The sequence below is a fragment of the Hymenobacter metallicola genome, from assembly GCF_004745645.1.
Taxonomy (GTDB): Bacteria; Bacteroidota; Bacteroidia; order Cytophagales; family Hymenobacteraceae; genus Hymenobacter; species Hymenobacter metallicola.
In genome coordinates this window covers 24,710-45,511 of record NZ_SRMB01000008.1, presented here as the reverse complement: position 1 = coordinate 45,511, position 20,802 = coordinate 24,710, and the positions used below count along the sequence as shown (strand labels likewise).

Here is a 20,802-nt window from a genome sequence, read left to right as displayed (position 1 = left end):
CCTTCCGTTCACAAGCCCCGCCTCATGCTACTGATCCGACCACTCGCCTGCTAGTTGCTTTTGGGTGCGGGAACGTTCGTGGGCGCGGGGTGTCAGCAAAGCGGCCTCCCCAACACATTCGCAGGAAGAAAAAATGACAACTACAAAGTTTACACCGTTTCCGGTTTTGCAAACCCAACGGCTGACCTTGAGGCAGCTCAGAGGCAGCGATGACCAGGAAATATGGGCGCTGCGGTCGAACGAGCACGTGAACCAGTATCTGGACAGGCGACCCAGCACCTCACTTGATGACGCCCGGAACTTCATCCACGCCATAACCGAAAGCGTTCAACGCGAGGAGTCCATTTATTGGGCCATTACGTTGCGTGAGGCAGACCACGTGATCGGAACGGTCTGCTTGTATAACTGGTCGGAAGACGCTTCGAAGGCAGAAATTGGGTATGAGCTACTCCCGGACTTTCAGGGAAAAGGGTTCATGCACGAAGCGATTTCAACTGTGATCCACTTTGGGTTTCAACAGGTCGGCCTCCAAGCAATAGAGGCCTATACCCATTCCGAAAACCACCGTTCTACAAGCGTTTTAGAGAAATTGCATTTTCAGAAAGAACGCACTGTCGACGAAAGCATCACGCTGTTCAGCCTGACACCTGCTGGCTGAAGGTATAAACACCTACCTTCCCATAAGGTGTTGGGGGACCATGTGGGCCATCACTTGCCTCAACTGCTTAGGGCATCCCCTTGCTGAACTCGGTTGTCCTGCCTTTCGCTATTCGGACCGTTTGTGTGAACAGCATTTCCCTTAGCCATGATCTACGCCTCTTTTCCCTCTTTCTGTGACCTAGAAGTGAGTAGTGCCTGGATGAAAGAGCATGTGCTTCGGGCGATTGCCGTAGCCCAAGAAGAAAAACAACACCTGTTTGATACTGAATACAACGTGTATCAGTTGATTATCCGCTTTGAGGAGGGGCAAGTCGAACTCTGGGATGCCATATACTATGACGAAAAACAGGAGCCGTATACGATGACGCTGCAAGACTTCCTTGTCGCACTAAACGCATACGTTCCACCGAAGTAACGACCTGCACTTCAGTATGTATTAATTCATAATGACCGTTTCACTGAACCGGATTAAAAAGAAGAAGTCACCTCTTGGAGATGACCTCCTCTCTGAGATAACAACGTTTATGGCTACTTGAGATTACGGCTAGGATGCCTTAGTCGCGAAGGTCACTAGTTCACTGTTGAATTGATCCATTTCTTCAAGGAAGAGGGCGTGACCGCTCTTCTCGAATACCACCAACTGCGACGTAGGTAGCAGGGCCTGCATCTGCTCCGCTAGGTCATAGGAGCAGATTTTGTCGAGCCTGCCGTGCAAAATCAGTGTGGGCAAGCTGATCTGCCGGAGGTCGGCGCGCAAGTCGGAGTCACGTAAGGTTTTCAAGCATTCCCCCATGGCGTAGGGGGAGGCCTGCGCCTGAATAGTGCCCAGCCAGGCGCCGTGCCCGGGCGAAACGCTGGTGGGCGAAGCCGGAAATAGCTGGGCGAAGTTTTCAAACAGCTGCGGACGATCGGTGTAGTTCAGCGTTAGAAGCCCGTCAACATCGGCTTTGGTCCAGACCCCGTAGCCAAAGTCCGGCCGTTGGGTCCACACCGGCGCCGCGGCCCCGAACAGGGCCATACGGCTCACGTGGGCACCCTCGTACTTGGCCACGTAACGTATTACGGTGGCCCCGCCCATGGAGAAGCCGCCGATAGTGGCGCCTTCCACCCGGAGCTTCTCAAGCACCACCTTGATGTCGTCGGCAAAGACGTCGTAGGTATACCGGCCGCCGGGTTTATCGGAGTGGCCAAAGCCGCGCAGGGTGATGCCAATCACCCGGAAGCCGTTCTCTAGTAAGTGGGCGTACTGGTACTCGTACATGGCGGCGCTCAGGGGCCAGCCGTGGATAAGCACCACCGGACGGCCTTCGCCCAGGTCGGTGACGTGCAGCCGCACGTGGGGCTCCACTTCGATGTATTCGGCCCGCCCCAAGCTGGCGGCGGGGCGTTGGGTAGCGGTAGCAGAACAAACAGATTGCGGGGTCTCGCGAAGGGTCTGGTTCATGAGAGGAAGGCTGTAAGGAAAAAATGGAATGGTATAGCAGTTAAAATCTCTTGCCTACGCTTGCTTCGCGTAGCCGCTTCACGCGGGACGCGAAAGGCTGCCGCGTGGGCCAGGGCCTCATCTGAGCAATGATCCGGCATTCGGCCGGGCTGCGGCAGGGGCCTTATTCTTGGGCCAGCGTCAGAATGGGCTTGCCCTTCTCCACGATGTAGGTGGCCAGTTCCGAGGCCTTGGTCTTGCCGATGTTTTTGGCCGCGTGCATCGTACCGGCCGGAATGAATAGCACCTCTCCGGCGTGCAGGGTCACCGGCGGTTGGCCATCGACCTGGTACTGCAGCGCGCCTTCCAGGACGTAGATGAGTTCTTCGCCGGGGTGCTGGTGCCGCCCAAACGCCGCGCCGGGCTCAAAGTCAATGCGGGTTTGCACAGTCTCCCGGCCGGGCGCGGTCAGGTCGTGGCGCTGAAGCGCAGTGCGCTGAATGCCGGTTGGCAGCGGCTGGGTTTGGGCCTGGACCGGAGCAGCCGCCAGGAAGGTGGTGATTACGGGCAGCGCCAGGGCGCCGATACATAGGGGCTTTTTCATGTTGCCGATTTAAGAGATAAAAACATCCGTTGGCCACAGCTGCGGCGCAGAAGTGCCTCAAAACACGCGCTTTCTAGTCAGTTCAGACCCTGGGCAGGGTTCTACAACAGCCATGACCGTTTTTGTCAACTGCCATCGGTCTTGGGAGGCTAGCAAGATCTGTCCTGTTCCTGCCTCACATCAAACAGGTTCAGCAGGTGCGCCAGCGCGTGGGGGGAGTGCAACGCTTCCGTCTGGACCAGCGTTTCCTGGGCCGCCTGCGAAGCGCGCTGGCGCATGTGGACTTCGTAATGCTCGATGGCGGCGCGCAGCTCGCTGAACTGCCCACCGGTCAGGCAGTAACTCAATTCCAGCGCATCGAGCATGGCCATGTTGACGCCCTCGCCCGCGTAGGGCGGCATCAGGTGCGCCGCGTCGCCGAGCAGCGTCAGGTTCGGCTGGGCCGCCCAGGTCTGGTCCAGGGGCATGCAGTACTGCGGCCGGGGCACAAACTGGGTAGCACCGGTGGTGAACAATTCTTCCCAGACCTCATCCCACCCCGCAAACTCCTGCCGGAACCAGGCCAGCACCTGCCGCTCGTCCGAAAAGTCGATGCCGCTCGCGCGCACCCAGCCCTCGGGAGCGTGGCACCCCGTGTAAAAGCAGAGGCTGCCGTCGCCTTTGGCGCTGGTGATGAGCGAACGGGAGGCGCCCAGGGCAAACAGCTTGCCTCCCTGCGTCAGCGCGTGCAGGCGCGGCGCATTCCGGGCCGCGTCATAGACGGTGCCTTCCACGACCGTCACGCCGGAATAGAACGGCCGGATGGGCGTAAGCAGGGGCCGCAGGATCGAGTTTGCCCCGTCGGCGCCAATCACAAGGTCGGCCGTGGCCGTGGTGCCGTTCTCGAACGCGAGGCGCCACCCGGTGCCGTGGGCCGTGATGCCCGCCAGCCGGTGGTCCCACACCACGGTGCCGGGCCGCAGCGAGTCCAGCAAGAGCGTGCGCAAGGGTCCCCGGTCAATCTCCGGCCGGAAATGGGTGTCCCCGAAGGTGGTAGATTGGGCTTCCGCATGCTGGTCGTAGACGATGGAGGCGTGCTGGTCCAGCAACCGCAACCGATCCGCGCCCGGGCGGTAGTGGGCCTTGAATTCGTCCAGCAGTTGTGCCTGGCGCAGTGCCGCCAAGCCCGAGTCCTCGTGCAGGTCCAATGTGGCGCCTTGGACCCGGACGTCGCGGCTTTGGTCGCGTTCGTAGACGTGGACGGTAGCGCCCTGTACTTGTAATAAGCGGGCGAGGGTCAGGCCGCCGGGGCCGCCGCCCACAATGGCAATGTGTTGGTTTTGAAGTACCATGAATGCATCGAATGAGTTGATTCGATGCAAACTTATTTTTCCGGCAAGGTGGAAAATTGAATAAATCGGTCATCATAATTCCGCGCCACCTGCTTGGGCGCGGCGCCCGTGTATTTCCGCACCTCGCGGATGAAATGCGCCTGGTCGGCAAAGTCCCCGTCGGCGTACAGGTGTCCGGCTTTGAGCTGGGGCCACGTAGCTCGGAATCGCAGGATGGAACTATACGCTTTCAGCGACAGGCCAAAAAGCCGGGTGAAATACCGGTTAATTTCCCGGGGGCTCCACCCGGCGGCCTCGGCCAACGCCTGAACTGACCGGCTGCCCCCAGAGGCATACAGCAGGGCAAAGAGCGTGCGTTTACGCGGGTCGATGGCGTTCGGCAGGGCATGCGTCAGGCGCGCCGAGGCGTTTGCGCAGAACCTATCAAAATTCCGTAGGTCCTCCGCGCTCATCCCCAAGTAGTCGTCGGGCAATTCCCGGCCGTCGTGCAGCAGGGAGCCTCCTTGCGCAGGCAATAGGTATTCGACGGCCAGCAGGGTGCAGCTGATGGCAAACATCGTGGAGTAGGGTGAAATCACCTGGTCCTCGGGTCGGTTCTGTAGCCCCAACAGCAGAACGCGGTAAGGGGCCTCAGCGGAAAAGCAAAACAACACATCCACGCGGCCATCGGGCACGAGCACAACGGGTACTGCTACGTCCGTTGGGTTGACCAGCATCCAGAAACTTTCCACGAAGGGGGCCAGCATCAGCGCCGGTTTAACGGCCCGGTACTCAAGATCGACAAAAGGCATGCGTGAATCAGCGATGAGTACAAGCCTACAGCAAACGTATGGGCAGAATGTCAAATTTTTCACTGGCTTTGCACGCTACTGCGTGGTCGGCCCCTCTCGTCAATCAAGCGCCTGCTTAGGGGCTGGTACGCCGTTTGGGAGACTTTGGCTTGGGTTCCGGCAAGTCCTCGACCGTGCGGCGAACCAAGGTGGCCAACCACTGCCGATCTTCTAGCTGCTCTTCGATCAGAAAGCTGGGTTTGGCGCCCGGGTACGGCGCCGCCTCGACTGCTGCGGGCCAGAAGGCGCGGCCGGCCGCGGTGGGCTTCACGTATAAGCGATTGTCGCAGACCAGGGCAAAGAGCTTGTCGCCCCAGTACAGACCGTACTCCCCGAACATTTTCTTTGTGCTCACCTGCCCGGCGGCGTTGAGCTGCTCGACAACGAATTCGACAAATTGCGGGGTAGAGGCCATCGTACACGGGAGTGGTTAAGCAACCAAGCGGATCCTTTGGGTAGATCTTCGTTGCCCTGCCGCAAAGGTAGAAAAAGCAGTTCTTGTAACGGGACACGTCTTGTTGTAGAGAGGCTATAGTAGCCTCGTATCAGTTCACTCCCTCGTTTCGCTAGATCGACCGTTTTCGTGAACCACTGCCAACAGTTAGCTTCGTGCACGTGCACCTGCCAGCTCTTCCTCTGCTGGAACTTCCTTCGAGCGAGTACTCCCTGAGTACTGGTACAGCGCAGATGCCGCCCTAACGCAGCTTCCCTGATGATGCATCGCTTAAAAACTGGTCTGCTGATGCTTGTGCTTGGCATGCTGTCTGCTTCCCAGGCATGGAGCCAAAGCCGGGAGGCGTGGTTGCCGGAACCCTGGCCCGCCCCGACCACTACCCCTCAACCCGGTAGTGACCGTGTGCTGCTGTACCGAGCCGACAGTGCCCGCACGGCACTGTTGGCTTTAGCCGCTCACTTGACGAAACAGGGGTTCGTCCTGCAAGAGGTCACGGCGACCCACTTGCAGACCCAGGGGTGTCGGCTGCCGGATTCGCTGCGCTTCCACGGCGGCGCCGACATAGCCCTGCTCGCCACCACGATGCAAACATTCCCGGCCATCCTGCTCGTGCGCAGCACAGGCACGCCCAACCTGCGCCGCCTCAACCGACTCAGCGGCGTGAGCCGTGCCCACCCAAACGGGCATGGGCACAAGATCCGTTACCTGAGCATAGTCGGGAAGAACGGCGGTATTTCCAACTCGCTTGCCCAAGTAGTATTTGACCGGATGACTGCCCTGCTGCGCGTGTATCCCGCCGATCAACTCCTGTATCTCAACCGAGATAAGTGAATCTAGCAGAAGTTCTGTAGTCAGAATTTCGGACCGTTTAGGTGAAGGATGCCCCCTATCTTGCTGCTTCTTCTCAGCTCTTTACCTCACCTGCGCCGGTGCCGCCCATGCTAAAAACCTCTTTGTTTGATTCCTATACAGTGGCAGAGGTAGATGCCGACCAGTGGCAGGCCGTATTCACCCTTCACCAGGCCCGCGTGTTTCCCCACGAGCATGAAGGAAGCTCGCTGGCATATTTGCTCAGCGTCCCGGAAAGCACCCGCCTCGACCAACTGCGCCAGAACCTGAACGGAGCCCGGCACCTATATTTCCTGCTGCTAGATGGAGACGAGCCCGTAGGCTGGCACTATGGCTTTCAACGCAGTGAACTGGAGTACTTTATGGCCAACACCGGTGTGTTGCCTGAATATCAGAACCGAGGTCTCTACTCAGCTTTTCTGAAATTTATTGTCCAGCATGCTGCTGACCTGGGATTTCAGTATCTGACCAGCATCCACCATTCCGACAACAATGCCGTGCTGGTGCCCAAGCTAAAAGCCGGCTTCGTGCTACAAGCCTTTGGATACCTGATTCAGACCATGCTGCTCGACGCCAGCGTCGGGCCGATGGTGCAGCTCGTGTACCCGACTAAAGACGAGTACCGCCGCTTCCTAGGATTCCAGCGCGGCGTACCAAGCCTGAATAGTCCACCCGACGAGGTTGGCTAGCCAGGGTGGCATGGTTGAAAGGAGAGCAGCCGAACGGTCCGGATGATGCAGTGCCGGGACTGTTTTGGATCGGTTGTAGATGCCCTGTTTAACCTAGTGCAACTCTTAGTCTGCCCGTCTACCTTCAGTTGCCTTTTTGACCCTTTCGCTGAACCACTAGGTTAGAGGAGGGGTCTACCTTTATCCCGCAGGCGCTACGGTCGGGTCCAACGCACCCAGGACCTTGTCGACGGCGCCGAGGAAGTGGAATAAGAGTGGAGCTACATAGTTGGCTAGGCTTCTGGAAGGCCGCACGAAAGGTAACATTCAATGAGGAAGTGGTTTTCGACGATGCCTCTAGTGCCGGGCAAGCGCAGATCCTAGGTAGCAGCAAGCCGCGCAAGACCAGCGGAGAGGGCCCCTGCCAAGAACTAGCCACCTTTTTTACAGGGGCCACTGTTGGCGCAGCTGCTGGTAGCCGGCGTGGCCATCAAGCCTGGTGATTGACTCAAACATGCTCAGAAAGGTACGGACCAGCTCCGGATCGGCCGTGTGCATGGCCCGGGCCTCCGAGAGGCGGTTGAGGTTATACTGTCCCACAAAGATGACCAGGGCGCGGAACGGCTCGGGCGCTTCCACATCCACGCGGATAAAGAGCTGCAGCGGCAGTACCGACAGGGGCAGGTGCGGCCCGAGCCCGGCGGCTTTTTGCGCCGCATGCTCGGAAAACAGCTCAAAGGTTTCCTCCACCTGGCGCAACGTGGCACCGTGCACGCGCCGGTGCCGGTCCCAGTCCTGCTCGGGTAGGGGCTCGCCGGGTCGGAGGTGCTGCCACATGGGGGAGGCAAAATGGGTGTACAGACTATTGGCCTCCCCAGTCGGGGGAAAACAGCTGGGCTGGGCTTCAGCCACCAGGGAGGCCAAGTAGAACTCCCGAGCGTCGCGCACCCGCTCCAGCAGCAGCTCGTGGATACGGTCAGTGAGGGCATGCAGGTCGCGGTGAGGCTGGTGGGGCTGGCAGCCGAGGAAAAACTTGCCGATGGCGGCTGTATCCGTCATAATGGCCAAGTACTCACTGCCGGCCGCCTTTTCCAGAAACTCGGCCACCTCAGCCAGCACCGGCTGGTAGCCCTTGTGCAGCTCGCGGGTCGCGTCGCTGATGGTGGTGACAGCCAGCCGGATTTGTTGATCAATCAGATGGTTGGACTGGGCCAGGGCCTGGGTGTCGCGGGTGACCTGCTGCATCTGAGCCAGGGCCTGGTCAGCATTGCGTGAGGCCTCGTGCGCCGCTTTCCAGCTCTGAAAGGCCGTGAACAGGCCCAGGAAGGAGGCCACACTGCCGATGACGGAGTAGTGCGCGTCAAAGGCATGATCGACAAAGAGAGCTGCGGCGATCAGGGCGATAAAGAGCAGCAGATAGAACAGGCCACTGCGGTCGGGGTCGAGAAGAAAACGGCGAAGCATAGCCGGTATACGTGCTGGGAAGGCTCGGGGCAAAAAACGAAGGCCAAACGATGCAGGCCTGGTGCGTTAAGGCGGCACTGGACATGGAAGAGCAGTTGCGGCGCAACACAAGGGCCTGCTTAAACGACCATTTTTATAAACACACAATTGGCTGCTGAAACCGTTTTTAATTTCAGCACATCACCAACACTATTAGAAGTACTACTTTATAAATCCGCCTTTATCAAGCGTTTGTAAACGACTTGGCCCTGAAGCGAGAAAGCTGCTAAGTACAGGCCGGCGGGCAACGATGCCACACTGAAATGCCCCTGATTCAAGCGTGTAGTCAACACCACTCGACCGGTTACATCATACACGATTACAGCCGACCTATCCAACTCTAGGGGAGCGTCGATGTACACATTGTCAGCGGTAACCGTTGGGTAGATGTTCACTTGCTTAGTGAGGCTACTCACACGAATGGCTAACGGGCTGCCTACTCGTGCCAGCGTGTTTAGGCTCTGGGCCAGATTGGCAAGCGAGTCGGGCGCGGCTATGCGGCGGCTGTCGAGCGGCGCGTAGATTTCAAGGCTTGACTTCAGCAATGAATCGGCCGCCAAGGCCAGCACTTCGTCCTGGTTCATACCTGAGCGGTAGAACAGCCAGTCGCGGTACTGCACGCGGGCCGGGGCTGCGTTGCCGCCGATTTCGAGCCGGGTGGGACGCAGGCGTTCAGCCACGCTGCCTTCACGTACGCTATCCACGTAGAGCATGGTGGCCCCACGGGCGTAATAGTGCGTGAGCACCAGCTTGTGCCAGCGGTTATTGGTTACCGGCACGGTTCCCGTGATGGTGCGGCCTTTGGCTGATTGGTACACGACTATGCCACCAGTGCCCACGCGCAAAGTACCAGCCGCTAAGCCCGCGCTGTCGCGGATTGCAACCAGTTGGCCCGTCGTACTGGTCTTGAACCGAATGGCCGTAGTAAAGGGATGCACCACTTCTTCGGGCACCAATCGGACAAGCTGAGCGGACGCGACGGCGGTAGTGGTAAGGGTAATGCCGCTGCTGACGCGGCGGGTAGGCTGGGGCTTGCTGGCATGCAGGGCATCAAAGAGCGAAGGCACCAGGGTACGGGACATTTCTGCATGGCCCCGGTCGTTGGGGTGCAGCGCATCAGTCCAGTACCCGGAAGCCCAACGGCCGGCGCCGTCGTCCACGGCCCCGAGCAGGTTCACGCTGGGCACGTTCCAGCCGTGAATCAGGGCATTCATCTGGCGGGTGAAGGTATATTCGGTGGGGCCATAGTCGTTGCGGGTATAGCCGTTGGTGATAATCGGCACCAAGCCGTTGGCCCGCGCCCGCTGAATGAGTTGGAGCAGGTTGGTGCGGAACTGGTTGAAAATGGGTTGACCACCAGTAAGTATACCTTCGTTGCCCAAGGCAAGGGCAAATACCACGTATTTGCTTCCCTGCGGCAGCAGATCGGCATCGAAGCGGTTCAGCACGTCCACTGTGTTGTTGCCGGGGACACTGATGTTGGCCGTAACCCAGGGCTGGCCGGTGCCAGCCGCAGCCCGCTGCGCCAGCAGAGCCGAATACATGGCGGTGTAGCCATAGTTGCTGGTGGCACCCTGACCGAAGGGCACCGACGAGCCCATATACACCAGCTTGAGCGGATTTTGCGGCACGTAGTTTTCGAGCAGCAAGTCGTCGAAATACACGCTGCCCGCTGCCCCGGTAGCGTTGCGCCAGACCGCCTTGCCCTTGACGAAGGCAGTGCCCGCCGGAATAGAGCCCGCGGCTTCCAACTTCGTCCAGACGTTGGTAGTCGACGTGGCCACCAGGGAGTCAGAATTGAACCGGCCGAGCAGTGCCCCGCCGCTGTTGTAGTAGAGCAGTTCCAGATGCGCGGTCTGGCTGCCCCGTAGCGCGCTGGTGCTCGGGTTGTAGAAGTAGCCGCTCAGCTTATAGGCGTTAGCACCCGTTGTATTGCGGTAGCTGATTTGCTGCTCCAGCCCTAAGCTGCCGCCCGTGAGCTGGGCTGCGTAGCTGCCGGCGTGCCGAGTAATGGTAGTAACAGTGGCTGCAGCACCGGTGCCCTGGGCCATGGGCGTCCAGAAATTTAGATTGCCCAGCTCGAAGCCGGGATTCTGAAAGACGTAGTTGACGGTGGGCGTGCTCCGGCCAGTGACGATGTCGAGCCGCAGCAGGTTAAGGAAAGCGTAGGTCCCGGCCGTGCGACTCACTTCCAGGCTGATAACGCCATTGGCGTCGGCCGTGAGAGTATCGGAGTGGGCCAGGGTGTTGTTGTTGCCCGCGTAGCCGTTGGCGCCCACGTTGGGGCCGCTGGTGGTCAGACGTACGCTCGATACATTGCTGGCCGTGAACCGGTATTGTGTGGTGCGCACTTCGGTGGCTAGTTCGCGGCTGCCAAAAAGGTGAAACACGTAGCGCTTGTTACGGTCGAGGCCGCTGAAGCGGAGTGTGGCGGCGTTTTGCAGAAAGAAATAGTCCTGCGTGGCCGTGGCAATGGCATATTCGCCCAACAGCGCGGGGCTGGGAGCCAGCAAGCCCCCGTTGAGAATGCCATTGGTCTGGAAGTTGGCCCCCACCTTCAGCTTGACGCCAGTGGGCTGGTTGGCCTTGTCTACCAGCCGGAAGGTATCGACCACACCCGTCAGGTTCAGGATGTTATTCCAATAGTTGCCATTGATGTCAGGGCTGGGCGTGATAGCGCCGTTGGTACCGTCATTCGGGCCAAAATCAGCCAGAACGGAGCGCACCGTCTGGGCCTGCGTCTTATCGAGCAGCAGCAAGCCCAGAGCGAGAAATAGAAGTTTTTTCATGCGTGTATACTCAGAATGTCAGCGCCGGCTACTCTTTCGTGATTTTGCGCGTTACCTGGCCCGACGCATTGGAAAGCGTAAGCAGGTACATGCCGGCCGGATAGAGGGCTAACTCCAGCGTGTGCTCAGCCCCCTGTACTGGTACGCTGAATAGAACTTTTCCTTGCCCGTTGCGGAGCGTGAGCTGGCTGCCACCCGCGCCGTATTGTGCCAGCCGCACGGTCACGTTGTCGTTGGCCGGATTGGGGAACACCGCTACTTCGCCAGCTTGGGCATCCGGCTGAGCTGCCAGGGCAGTGCGGGCCCCGGCGGCGGTGCCGTATACCTCAAATTCATACAGTGAGAAGCCGTAGGCGGTAGCACGGTTGATGCAGTACACCTTCACGTAGCGGGCACTGGCATTCAGGCCGGTATAGTTGTCGGCCGCGGCGGAAGTTTTGCCCCACACGTCCTTAATAGTAGTCCAGGTGGTGCCGTTCGTGGATACCTGCACCTGATAGTCTTTGGCGTAGGCCGCTTCCCAGGCCAGGCGCACCCGGTTAATAGTGTAAGTAGCGCCCAGGTCGACGGTAATGGATTGGTTGTTGGCGTAGGCACTTTCCCAGCGGGTGGTGCCATTGGCATCCACGGCCATAGCGCCGGTGTTGGTGCCGTTGTAGGCCGACGTGACCGAGACCGGACGCTGGTAGGCGATGTTGGGCGCGTTCCAGCCCGGCATCTCGTCGCGGACTACCACGTTGCTGGCCCAGAAGGTGTTTTGAATAGTGGCCGTCGAATTGGAATTGTACACCAGCTCTGACCAGCCCATAAAGAAGCCCCACTTCGGCTGAGCGGTCAGCAACGCCGGCGACGGGAGCACCTCGCATTCACCAATGGCAATCGGCTTGCCGCCCGCCGCATTCACCATGGCATTGTACTTGGCCGTGGTGTAACCCTGGCCGTCGCTGTAGTACATATCCATGGCCAGTACGTCCCAGTAGCTGCTGCCGGGATTGTAGTTGGCCAAGTCCGACGAGAGGCTGCTGAAATCCTGCAGGTCCCACACCCAGATCAGGTTCGTCAGGCCCTTGGTATTGCGCAGGTAGTCGCGCGTAATCTGAAAGAGCCGGGCGGTACCATTGGGGCCGGGCCGCCCGGCCCACCAGAAAATGCCCTGGTTCATTTCGTGCAGGGGCCGGAAATAGACTTCCACCCCGTTGTTTTTCAAGTCCTGCAAGTAGCCGGCAATGACGTCGAGGCGGGCTTTCCAGTTGTTGTTGAGCGTCGTGCCATTGGTGATCAGTTCGGTCCACTGCGCGTTGGTCAGGGTGCTTTTTACCCCGCCTTCCCAGGCGCAGGGCTCGGCCTGGGTGGGCGGGCAGGCATGGAACATGATATTGATCAGCGCACCCGAGGCCCATTGGGCTTTGGCTTCATTGATCATCGTCTGGCGGTTGGCTACGTCGGCGCTGGCAAACAGAAAGTCGCCGCTCCAGAGCGCGGGATATTTGCCGGTCGTGGCGTTTATCTGATTGGTCCAGGTGGCTGGGGCCGAGTTGGGCTCCCGGTTGTGCATGCCGGAGGCCGTTTTGGTGCCCGAGATACCGTAGAGGTAGTTGAGGCTCTTGTAGCTGGTTTGAGCCGTAGCCGCCGACGAGCAGAGCAGCCCCGTGCAAAGGGCTAGAATACGCGTAGTCATTTTCATGGTGAGGTGGTGGGGTTTAGTGGATAGGGGACGTGCGGAAGCATTCAGCCAGGCGAAGCCGGCGGCGAAAAGCAGAGAGTTTCGGCCCCGGTGAGGGTGGGGCGAAAAGCATTCAGAAGCAAAGCGGCGGCTTGTCGAAAAGCCACGAAGCAGCGGCGGGCCAGCGCCCTGCGAGTGGAGCGTAACCGCTACCGAATTTCAGCGACTACCCCGTTGCTGACTCGCTGACAGCTGTTGCAGCGGGAGGGTAGCGGGAAGTGGTGCTGGTAAGAAAAACAGAAAAATCTGCCGGGCAAGCAGATGGATAAAATAGAATCAAAGAAGGATAAAATCGGAAAACAACAGCGCGGGTTTTAGGCCTCCGGGCTTGCCATTCAAGTCCTTATAGTTGTTTCCCCACCAGGTATAATCTGGTCGGACTTTAAATAAACAGCCGCGTACCCGAGAAGCTCTGGCGAAATTCCTTGGGCGTGCACTTTTTCCGCTTTTTGAAAATGCGGTTAAAGTTAGAGATGTTGTTAAAGCCGCATTTATAGGCTATTTCGGCCACGCTGTGGGTGGTGTCGATCAGCATGCGGGAGGCGTGGCCGAGGCGAATTTCGTTGAGGCTGTCGATGAAGGTAGTGCCGGTGCGCTTCTTGATAAAGCGGCTGAACGACACCTCCGGCATGTTGGCGATTTTAGCCACTTCCGCCAGCGTGATGGGGCGGCTGTAATAGGTGTTCAGGTACTCGAAGACCTTCTCGATACGGCGGCTGTTGGCCTGCGGACGCTCGGCGGTAAAGGACGAATCAGATAGCACGCGCATGTTGCGCGAGGTAGATAAGTCATGCAAAATGGAAAGCAGCTCCAGCACCGAATCGAAGCCGACCTTGTGTTCCAGACCCAGAATCCGCTCCCGAATCTGGCTGGTGACTTCGCGGGAAAACAGGATGCCGCGCTGGGCATTTTCCAGCATCTTCTGAATAAAGCTAAGCTGATTACGGCGCAGAAACTTTTCGTCGAGCAGGTCTTTGTGAAACTGGATGGTCAGCTCCTGAATTTCCTCGCTCACGCACTGATGCGTAAACCAAGCATGGTTCAGGTTTGAGCCGATAAGTACCAGTTCCTGGTCCTCAATTACCTCGACATGGTCGCCCACGATGCGTTTGGCACCAGGCGCATTCAAAATCAGGTTCAACTCAAACTCTTCGTGGCAATGCAGCGGAAAGGAGAATTCCTTCTTCACCCGCGAGAAGAGCATAAAACAATCGTTTTGGGTGAGCGGGGTAATTTCCCGCATGATAGTGTGCTGCATGAGTGGACGGCAGAGGTAAGCTTTGTGACAAGATAGTATCTATGCCCTAGGAGTCTTTGATAAAACGAAAGTATGCAACAGGGCTATAAAAGGAAGTAAAATGATACAGAGGAAATAACCTATTGTTTCATTTTGTCAAGAGAACGATAAAATATCATTACTAAAAGCAACGAAGACGAGAATACTTTTGCTAGCACTTATCTCTCCCGCCAGCTATCTGCCTTTGGCCTTGCCTTAGGGCTGCCGTAGCCATTCCCATCCAGCGCTTATGCGTCTTCATCTACTCGACCTTCTCATTATTGCGGCCTACCTGCTGGCTACGGTGTTCATCGGCCTCTATTACCGCAAAAAGGCTAGTCTCGACAAGGATAGCTACATGCTGGGCGGCCGCACGCTGCCCTGGTACAAGCTAGGCCTGAGCGACGCCTCCGATATGTTCGACATCAGCGGGACAATGTGGATGGTGAGCCTGTGCTTCGTGTATGGGATGAAAAGCATCTGGATTCCGTGGCTGTGGCCGGTGTTCAACCAGGTATTTCTGATGATGTACCTCTCGCGCTGGCTACGCCGTTCGGGCGCCAGTACCGGGGCTGAGTGGCTGGCCACCCGCTTCGGGCAGAAGGGGCCCGGCGTAGGAGCCTCCCACCAGGTGGTCATTGCCTTCGCGCTGCTCAGCTGCCTGGGCTTCCTGGCCTACGGTTTCGTGGGGCTGGGCAAGTTCATGGAGATTTTCATCCCCTGGGAATTGGTGAAGGGCTACGTGCCCTTCGACGTGGCCCCGCAGTATGTGCCGCACGTGTATGGTGTTGTGTTCACGCTCTTTGCCATGTTTTATTCCATCGTGGGCGGTATGCACAGCATCGTGCTCGGCGACTTAATTAAATACGCCATCATGACGGTGGCCTGCTTTGCCATTGCCACCATTGCCTACCTCAACCTGCAGGGCAAGCAATTGGCCGTGCCCGAGGGGTGGTTCAATCCCTTTTTCGGCTGGCGGCTGGGGCTCGACTGGCAGCGCATCATCCCGGAAGTGAACAGCAAGATTTCCAGCGACGGCTACTCGCTGTTCGGGGTGTTCTTTATGATGATGGCCTTTAAGGGCGTGTTTGCTTCGCTGGCGGGCCCCGCGCCGAACTACGACATGCAGAAAATTCTCTCGACCCGCTCGCCCGAGGATGCCAGCAAAATGAGCGGCTTCGTATCCATCATCCTGCTGCCTATCCGCTACTCGCTCATCATTGGCCTTACCGTGCTGGGCCTGCTCTACTACCAGCAGATGAACTTAAAAGCGCCCGATGGCACCATCGACTTCGAGCGTATTCTGCCACTGACCATCAATAACTTCCTGCCGGTCGGGCTGATGGGACTAGTACTAACCGGGTTGCTCGGCGCCTTTATGGGCACGTTCAGCGGCACGGTGAATGCGGCGCAGGCCTACGTCGTTAACGACATCTACCTCAAGTACATTAACCCGCAGGCCAGCACCAGCCGCATCATCTCGATGAACTACCTGGTGGGCGTGGTAGTAGTAGCGGTGGGCGTCGCCCTGGGCTTTATTGCCAAGGACGTAAACACGGTACTGCAGTTCATCGTGTCGGCACTCTACGGGGGCTACGTGGCCTCCAACGTACTGAAATGGCACTGGTGGCGTTTCAATGCTACAGGCTTCGCTGTAGGCATGCTCACCGGCATCGTGGCCGCCATGATTTTTGGGGTCCTGATTCCGGCTGGCAACCTGCTGTACTGGTTCCCGCTGCTGTTCGGCATCTCGTTGGCGGGCTCGGTCCTGGGCACGTACCTGGCCCCGCCTACAGAAGCGAAAGTGCTCCACACCTTCTACAAAACCGTGCGGCCGTGGGGTTTCTGGGGCCCGGTGCTGACAGCCGTGCAGGCCGAAGACCCGGCCTTTCAGCCCAATCGCAACTTCGGGCGCAACATGTTCAATATTGTGCTGGGTATCATCGCGCAGCTCTGCCTCACGATTCTGCCGATGTATTTGCTGCTCTCTCAGCACGTGCCGCTCCTTGTGACGGTCGTGATTCTGGTGGCTGTAGGAGCCGTGCTGAAAAAGACGTGGTGGGAGCGGTTGGGGGATGATTAAGCCCGGAGACAGTCGTCTCTGACGGTAGCTGGTAGGCTCCTTCAGACCGCCTTTCGGTGCCACATCAGTACCACACAACGGTAAAAAATCATTACCGCCCCCATCCGCTACCGGCGAAATTTGATTACCGCTTGCCGCACCTCTTCCAATCCCACCCATGATGTCCTTCTCGTTCCGAAACCTGCTGACCGCTTGCGGGCAGCACCTGCGGCAGCCCGTATTGGGCCTAGCCTTGCTGCTGCCCGGCGCAGCCGCGGCCCAAACGCCCTTTAGGTCGCTCAACTACCTCTACACCATCCGGGGTACCTCGACCATCGGCGGTATGCACAATAAGGAGCCGCTGAATTCGCCCACGTACTATACCGACGAGCTGGAGTTTGTGACGGGCAAGGTCGCGGGGCTGTGGGGCGGCGACTTTCTGTTCAACAGCTACCCCGACCGCTGGCAGATGATTTACGAGGCGGAAAAGCAGTGGCAGCGCGGGGCGTTCGTCACCCTGACCTGGCACGCCTGCAACCCAGCCCAGAATGTGTCGCCATGCTCGTTTGACACGGGCGTCAAGAGCACGATGTCGGACGCCGACTGGACCAGCTTAACCACCAACGGTACCGTGCTCAACAACCGCTGGAAAGCCTGGCTTGATGAGCTGGTGCCCTACTTCCAGTACTTGCAAAGCCGGGGCGTGGAAGTAGCGTTTCGGCCCCTGCACGAAACCAACCAACCGGTTTTCTGGTGGGGCGGCCGGCCGGGGCCAAATGGCTCGGCCAAGCTCTACCAGATTACCCACGACTACCTCCAAGGCACGCGTGGCCTGACCAATATTATTTGGGTCTGGAATATTCAGGACTTTCCCACGCTGCCCAGCGACGTGAACTCCTATAGTCCCGGTGCCGGCTATTTCGATGTGGCCTCGCTGGACTTCTACAACGGTGACGGCCTGACCCCAGCCAAGTATAATGCTATGTTGAGCGTGGCGGCCGGTAAGCCCATTGCCATCGGCGAAACCGGCGTGCTGCCTACCCCCGCTGCTCTGCGGGCTCAGCCCCTCTGGACCTACTTCATGGGATGGTCAGAACTGGTGTTTTCGCAAAACACGTCCGCCCAGCTGCTCGCGCTTTACACGGCGCCGAATGTGCTAACCCGCGACGAGATGCCGGGCTGGGGCCTACCCAATCCGTCGGCCGGCAACCTGGCGTTGAACCGGCCGGTAACGGTATCATCCACGGAGCAGGGGCAAGGCAACGTAGCCAGCCTGGCCGTGGATGGTGACCGGACCACGCGCTGGTCATCTGCCTACGCCGACCCGCAACAGCTCGTAGTGGACCTGGGAGCGAACTACAACCTAAACCGCTTCAACGTGGTGTGGGAAAATGCCTACGGGCGCGATTATCAGATTCAGGTGTCGCCGGATAATGTGAACTGGACCACGGCCGTGACCGTCAGCGCCAACTCCGCCCTGCACAACGACCACCCCAATCTGAACGTGGCGGGACGCTACGTGAAAGTGCTGGGCACGGCCCGGGGCACCAGCTACGGCTATTCCATCCGCGAGCTGGAAGCCTACGGTAGTTTAGTAACGTCTACAACTGCTGCCACTGCTGCCCACAGCCTGCACGCCTACCCCAACCCGGCGGCCGGCACCCTCACCGTAGCGCTGGGCCCCAACTGGCCAGTGGGCACGCATCTCATGGTACTCAGCAGCCAGGGGCAGCAACTTGGTACTTACACCGTGCGCAGCGCTACCCAAACCCTGCCCACGGCTGATTTACCGGCCGGCTTGTATCTACTGCGGGCGCAATACCGGGGCATGGCCCATACCATCAAATTCATCAAGCAATAATGCAGCGTGGGCTGTAAGCAGGCCACCCAGGCGGCGCGTAGCCCAAGCGCCGCTTTCCACCTTTTCGCCACTACTACTTAGTCTGACCTTATCTGATGGGAAACAACTTTCGCCACCGCCAGCACGACCTCCAGGCGCAACATGCTGCGCTGCTTACCCGATCTAATACCAAACAGGCACTCGGCAATGGTATCTACGACCGGTACCAATACCCCGCCCTAACGGCCCAGCACGCCCCGCTCGCCTGGCGCTACGACCTGAACCCGGCAACCAATCCGTACCTGATGGAGCGCCTGGGTATCAACGCCGTATTCAATGCCGGGGCTATTAAGCTCGATGGGCGCTACCTACTGGTTGCCCGCGTGGAAGGCCTTGACCGCAAGTCGTTTTTCGCCGTGGCCGAGAGCCCCAACGGGGTCGATAACTTTGTGTTTTGGGAACGGCCCATCACGATGCCGGAAACGGCGGAGCCCGACACGAACGTGTACGATATGCGCGTGACCCGGCATGAGGATGGCTGGATTTATGGCCTGTTCTGCACCGAGCGCAAGGACCCTGCGGCCCGGCCCGGCGATGAGTCGTCGGCCGTGGCGCAGTGCGGCATCGCCCGCACCCACGACCTGATTACCTGGGAGCGGCTGCCGGATCTGAAAACGCCCTCGGCCCAGCAGCGCAACGTGGTGTTGCACCCCGAGTTCGTGCAGGGCAAATATGCCCTCTACACCCGGCCCCAGGACAGCTTCATCGAAGCCGGCGCGGGCGGCGGCATCGGTTTCGGCCTGACGGATTCGATGGAAAATGCCGTGGTGAGCCGCGAGTGGATTGTCGATGGCAAGCAGTACCACACCGTGTACGAGGCCAAAAACGGGCAGGGGCCCGCGCCCATCAAAACCGCCCACGGCTGGCTGCACCTGGCCCACGGCGTACGCAACACCGCTGCCGGCCTGCGCTACGTGCTGTATCTGTTCCTGACCGACTTAACCCAACCAGACAAGCTGCTGCACAAGCCCGGGGGCTATTTCATCGCGCCAGAAGGGGAGGAGCGGGTTGGCGACGTATCGAACGTGGCCTTCAGCAACGGCTGGATCCTGGACGAGGATGGCACGGTCTTCATCTACTACGCCTCGTCGGACACGCGCATGCACGTAGCCACATCCACGGTCGACCAGCTGATGGATTACGTGTTGCACACGCCCGCCGACGAGTATTCCTCCGCGGCCTCGGTGCGGCAAATCAACGCGCTGATTGACGCCAACCAGGCTTTTGCCCAGGAGATGCAATCTGATAAGGCGCTGTCGTACAACGGCGTGGGCGCATGAGTGCCCCCGCTACTGCACCCCTGACGGACCTGCTGGCAGCCTACCAGCAGGATATGGAGACCGAGCTGGCCCGCATTGCCAACTTCTGGCTGACCAAAGCCATAGACGAAGGCCGGGGCGGCTTTATCGGCCGCATAAACAGCCAGGGTCAACCGGATGGCAACGCCGACAAAGGGAGCATCCTGAATGCCCGCATCCTATGGACGTTCTCGGCCCTGTATCGCCACACCGGGCGCCCCGATTACCTGGCTGCCGCCACCCGGGCCTACGACTATCTGCTCACGCATTTTATGAATACCGAGCATGGTGGACTGTATTGGCTCCTGGACGCGCACGGGCGCCCCCGTGATACTCGCCAGCAGGTGTACGCCTTGGCCTTTGCCATGTACGGGCTGAGCGAGTACTACCATGCCACGCGCGAGCCACGGGCGCTGCAGGCTAGCCAGCAGCTTTTCGAGTGGATCGAAGCGCACAGCTACGATGTGGAGCTGGGCGGCTATTTCGAAGCTTTCACGCAAACGGGCGAGCTGCTCGACGACTTACGCCTGAGCAACAAGGACCAGAATGCCCCCAAAACCATGAATACGCACCTGCATATTCTGGAAGCTTACGCCAACCTCTACCACGGATGGCCCGACGCACGGTTGGCCGAGCGGCTGCGCCACCTGCTGTTCGTGTTTGAAACCCGTATAGTGGATGCAAAAACGGGCCACCTGCACTTATTCTTTGCCCGCGACTGGACGCCGGTGGCAGACTTGGTTTCCTACGGCCATGACATCGAGGCAGCCTGGCTGCTACCCGAAGCCGCTGCTGCCCTAGATGATGCCGCGCTGCTGGCCCAGGTAAACGCCACGGCCCAGCGCTTGGCCCAGGCGGCGGCTACCGCCGTGCTACCCGATGGCAGTCTGCCCCACGAGTTGAATCGAGCCACCGCCCATATTGATACTCACCGCGAATGGTGGGTAAGCGCCGAGGCGATGGTTGGCTTCCTGCACGCCTACGAGCAGACGCATGACACCGCTATGCTACACCGCTCCTACCAGGCTTGGCAATTTGCCCAACAGCACTTACTGGATTTCGAAGCCGGCGAGTGGCGCTGGGGCGTCTATGACGACTACCAGCCAATGCATGACCAGGACAAAGTCGGCTTTTGGAAATGCCCCTACCACAATGCTCGCGCCTGTCTGGAAGTGAGCCGTCGGTGTAAAAATCAATTACTCTCCGTTACGCCGTCAAAGCCGGTCTTCTAACCCGTCAGCTTCAGGTAGGAGAGTGCTGCTGGCGTGAGGTAGCAGTAAGGGCGTGCATATCGTCCAGGCTGCGTCTGTAAGACTGGTAAAAGTGGGCAGCAACATAGGTAAAATGTTGGCTGATACCATCTTGTTCAATAGTTCAAATGCTCTGCTTGGTTAACGAACATATGTCTGCTGGTAAACAAAAGGCCATTTGG

At 58.9% G+C, this 20,802-nt stretch carries 17 protein-coding genes; 8 read left to right on the top strand and 9 right to left on the bottom strand.

Going from position 1 to position 20,802, the window contains the following annotated elements; genetic code table 11:
- Nucleotides 1-133: 133 nt before the first annotated feature.
- Complete coding sequence (locus E5K02_RS24660; RefSeq protein WP_135399107.1) at nucleotides 134-658, top strand: GNAT family N-acetyltransferase; 525 nt, start codon at nucleotides 134-136, stop codon at nucleotides 656-658.
- 147 nt (nucleotides 659-805) lie between these two features.
- Nucleotides 806-1,075: a hypothetical protein gene (locus E5K02_RS24655; RefSeq protein WP_135399106.1), complete on the top strand. Its 270-nt coding sequence runs from the start codon at nucleotides 806-808 to the stop codon at nucleotides 1,073-1,075.
- Nucleotides 1,076-1,204: 129 nt separating this feature from the next.
- Here E5K02_RS24655 and E5K02_RS24650 read toward each other — a convergent pair whose 3' ends face one another.
- The 5 genes from E5K02_RS24650 to E5K02_RS24630 all read right to left on the bottom strand — a co-directional run bounded on the left by E5K02_RS24650 (nucleotide 1,205) and on the right by E5K02_RS24630 (nucleotide 5,263).
- Nucleotides 1,205-2,104: an alpha/beta fold hydrolase gene (locus E5K02_RS24650; protein WP_135399105.1), complete on the bottom strand. Its 900-nt coding sequence runs from the start codon at nucleotides 2,102-2,104 to the stop codon at nucleotides 1,205-1,207.
- A gap of 163 nt (nucleotides 2,105-2,267) precedes the next feature.
- On the bottom strand, nucleotides 2,268-2,687 hold the full coding sequence (locus tag E5K02_RS24645; protein ID WP_135399103.1) for a cupin domain-containing protein: 420 nt from the start codon (nucleotides 2,685-2,687) through the stop codon (nucleotides 2,268-2,270).
- Nucleotides 2,688-2,836: 149 nt separating this feature from the next.
- Nucleotides 2,837-4,018: an FAD-dependent oxidoreductase gene (locus E5K02_RS24640; RefSeq protein WP_135399101.1), complete on the bottom strand. Its 1,182-nt coding sequence runs from the start codon at nucleotides 4,016-4,018 to the stop codon at nucleotides 2,837-2,839.
- Nucleotides 4,019-4,050: 32 nt separating this feature from the next.
- Nucleotides 4,051-4,809: a helix-turn-helix domain-containing protein gene (locus E5K02_RS24635; protein ID WP_135399099.1), complete on the bottom strand. Its 759-nt coding sequence runs from the start codon at nucleotides 4,807-4,809 to the stop codon at nucleotides 4,051-4,053.
- A 115-nt stretch (nucleotides 4,810-4,924) separates the two neighbouring features.
- Nucleotides 4,925-5,263, bottom strand: coding sequence for a TfoX/Sxy family protein (locus E5K02_RS24630; RefSeq protein ID WP_135399097.1), 339 nt, complete (start codon nucleotides 5,261-5,263; stop codon nucleotides 4,925-4,927).
- Nucleotides 5,264-5,761: 498 nt separating this feature from the next.
- On the opposite strand from E5K02_RS24630, the gene E5K02_RS24625 reads away from it, so the two are divergent.
- A complete protein-coding gene (locus E5K02_RS24625) occupies nucleotides 5,762-6,133 on the top strand; it encodes a hypothetical protein (RefSeq protein WP_135399095.1) in 372 nt (123 codons plus the stop codon).
- A gap of 107 nt (nucleotides 6,134-6,240) precedes the next feature.
- A complete protein-coding gene (locus E5K02_RS24620) occupies nucleotides 6,241-6,840 on the top strand; it encodes a GNAT family N-acetyltransferase (RefSeq protein ID WP_135399093.1) in 600 nt (199 codons plus the stop codon).
- A 423-nt stretch (nucleotides 6,841-7,263) separates the two neighbouring features.
- Here the strand turns inward: E5K02_RS24620 and E5K02_RS24615 are convergent, their stop codons facing one another.
- The 4 genes from E5K02_RS24615 to E5K02_RS24600 all read right to left on the bottom strand — a co-directional run bounded on the left by E5K02_RS24615 (nucleotide 7,264) and on the right by E5K02_RS24600 (nucleotide 14,092).
- Nucleotides 7,264-8,283, bottom strand: a complete 1,020-nt coding sequence (locus tag E5K02_RS24615; RefSeq protein WP_135399091.1) for a hypothetical protein — start codon at nucleotides 8,281-8,283, stop codon at nucleotides 7,264-7,266.
- 206 nt (nucleotides 8,284-8,489) lie between these two features.
- Nucleotides 8,490-11,111 (bottom strand): SGNH/GDSL hydrolase family protein, encoded by a 2,622-nt coding sequence (locus E5K02_RS24610; RefSeq protein WP_135399089.1) that lies wholly within the window; start codon nucleotides 11,109-11,111, stop codon nucleotides 8,490-8,492.
- A gap of 28 nt (nucleotides 11,112-11,139) precedes the next feature.
- A complete protein-coding gene (locus E5K02_RS24605) occupies nucleotides 11,140-12,789 on the bottom strand; it encodes a glycosyl hydrolase (protein ID WP_135399087.1) in 1,650 nt (549 codons plus the stop codon).
- A gap of 427 nt (nucleotides 12,790-13,216) precedes the next feature.
- Complete coding sequence (locus tag E5K02_RS24600) at nucleotides 13,217-14,092, bottom strand: helix-turn-helix domain-containing protein (protein WP_135399085.1); 876 nt, start codon at nucleotides 14,090-14,092, stop codon at nucleotides 13,217-13,219.
- 268 nt (nucleotides 14,093-14,360) lie between these two features.
- Here E5K02_RS24600 and E5K02_RS24595 point away from each other — a divergent pair, with 268 nt between their 5' ends.
- From E5K02_RS24595 to E5K02_RS24580, 4 genes are all read left to right on the top strand, one after another.
- The gene (locus E5K02_RS24595; protein ID WP_135399083.1) at nucleotides 14,361-16,193 is read left to right on the top strand and encodes a sodium:solute symporter family protein; all 1,833 of its coding nucleotides are present in this window, start codon (nucleotides 14,361-14,363) and stop codon (nucleotides 16,191-16,193) included.
- 157 nt (nucleotides 16,194-16,350) lie between these two features.
- The gene (locus E5K02_RS24590; RefSeq protein WP_135399081.1) at nucleotides 16,351-18,033 is read left to right on the top strand and encodes a glycosyl hydrolase; all 1,683 of its coding nucleotides are present in this window, start codon (nucleotides 16,351-16,353) and stop codon (nucleotides 18,031-18,033) included.
- 95 nt (nucleotides 18,034-18,128) lie between these two features.
- Nucleotides 18,129-19,352, top strand: a complete 1,224-nt coding sequence (locus tag E5K02_RS24585) for a glycoside hydrolase family 130 protein (RefSeq protein ID WP_135399079.1) — start codon at nucleotides 18,129-18,131, stop codon at nucleotides 19,350-19,352.
- Nucleotides 19,349-20,602, top strand: coding sequence for an AGE family epimerase/isomerase (locus tag E5K02_RS24580; RefSeq protein WP_135399077.1), 1,254 nt, complete (start codon nucleotides 19,349-19,351; stop codon nucleotides 20,600-20,602). Before E5K02_RS24585 ends, E5K02_RS24580 begins: the two co-directional genes overlap by 4 nt.
- The last annotated feature ends 200 nt before the right edge of the window (nucleotides 20,603-20,802 follow it).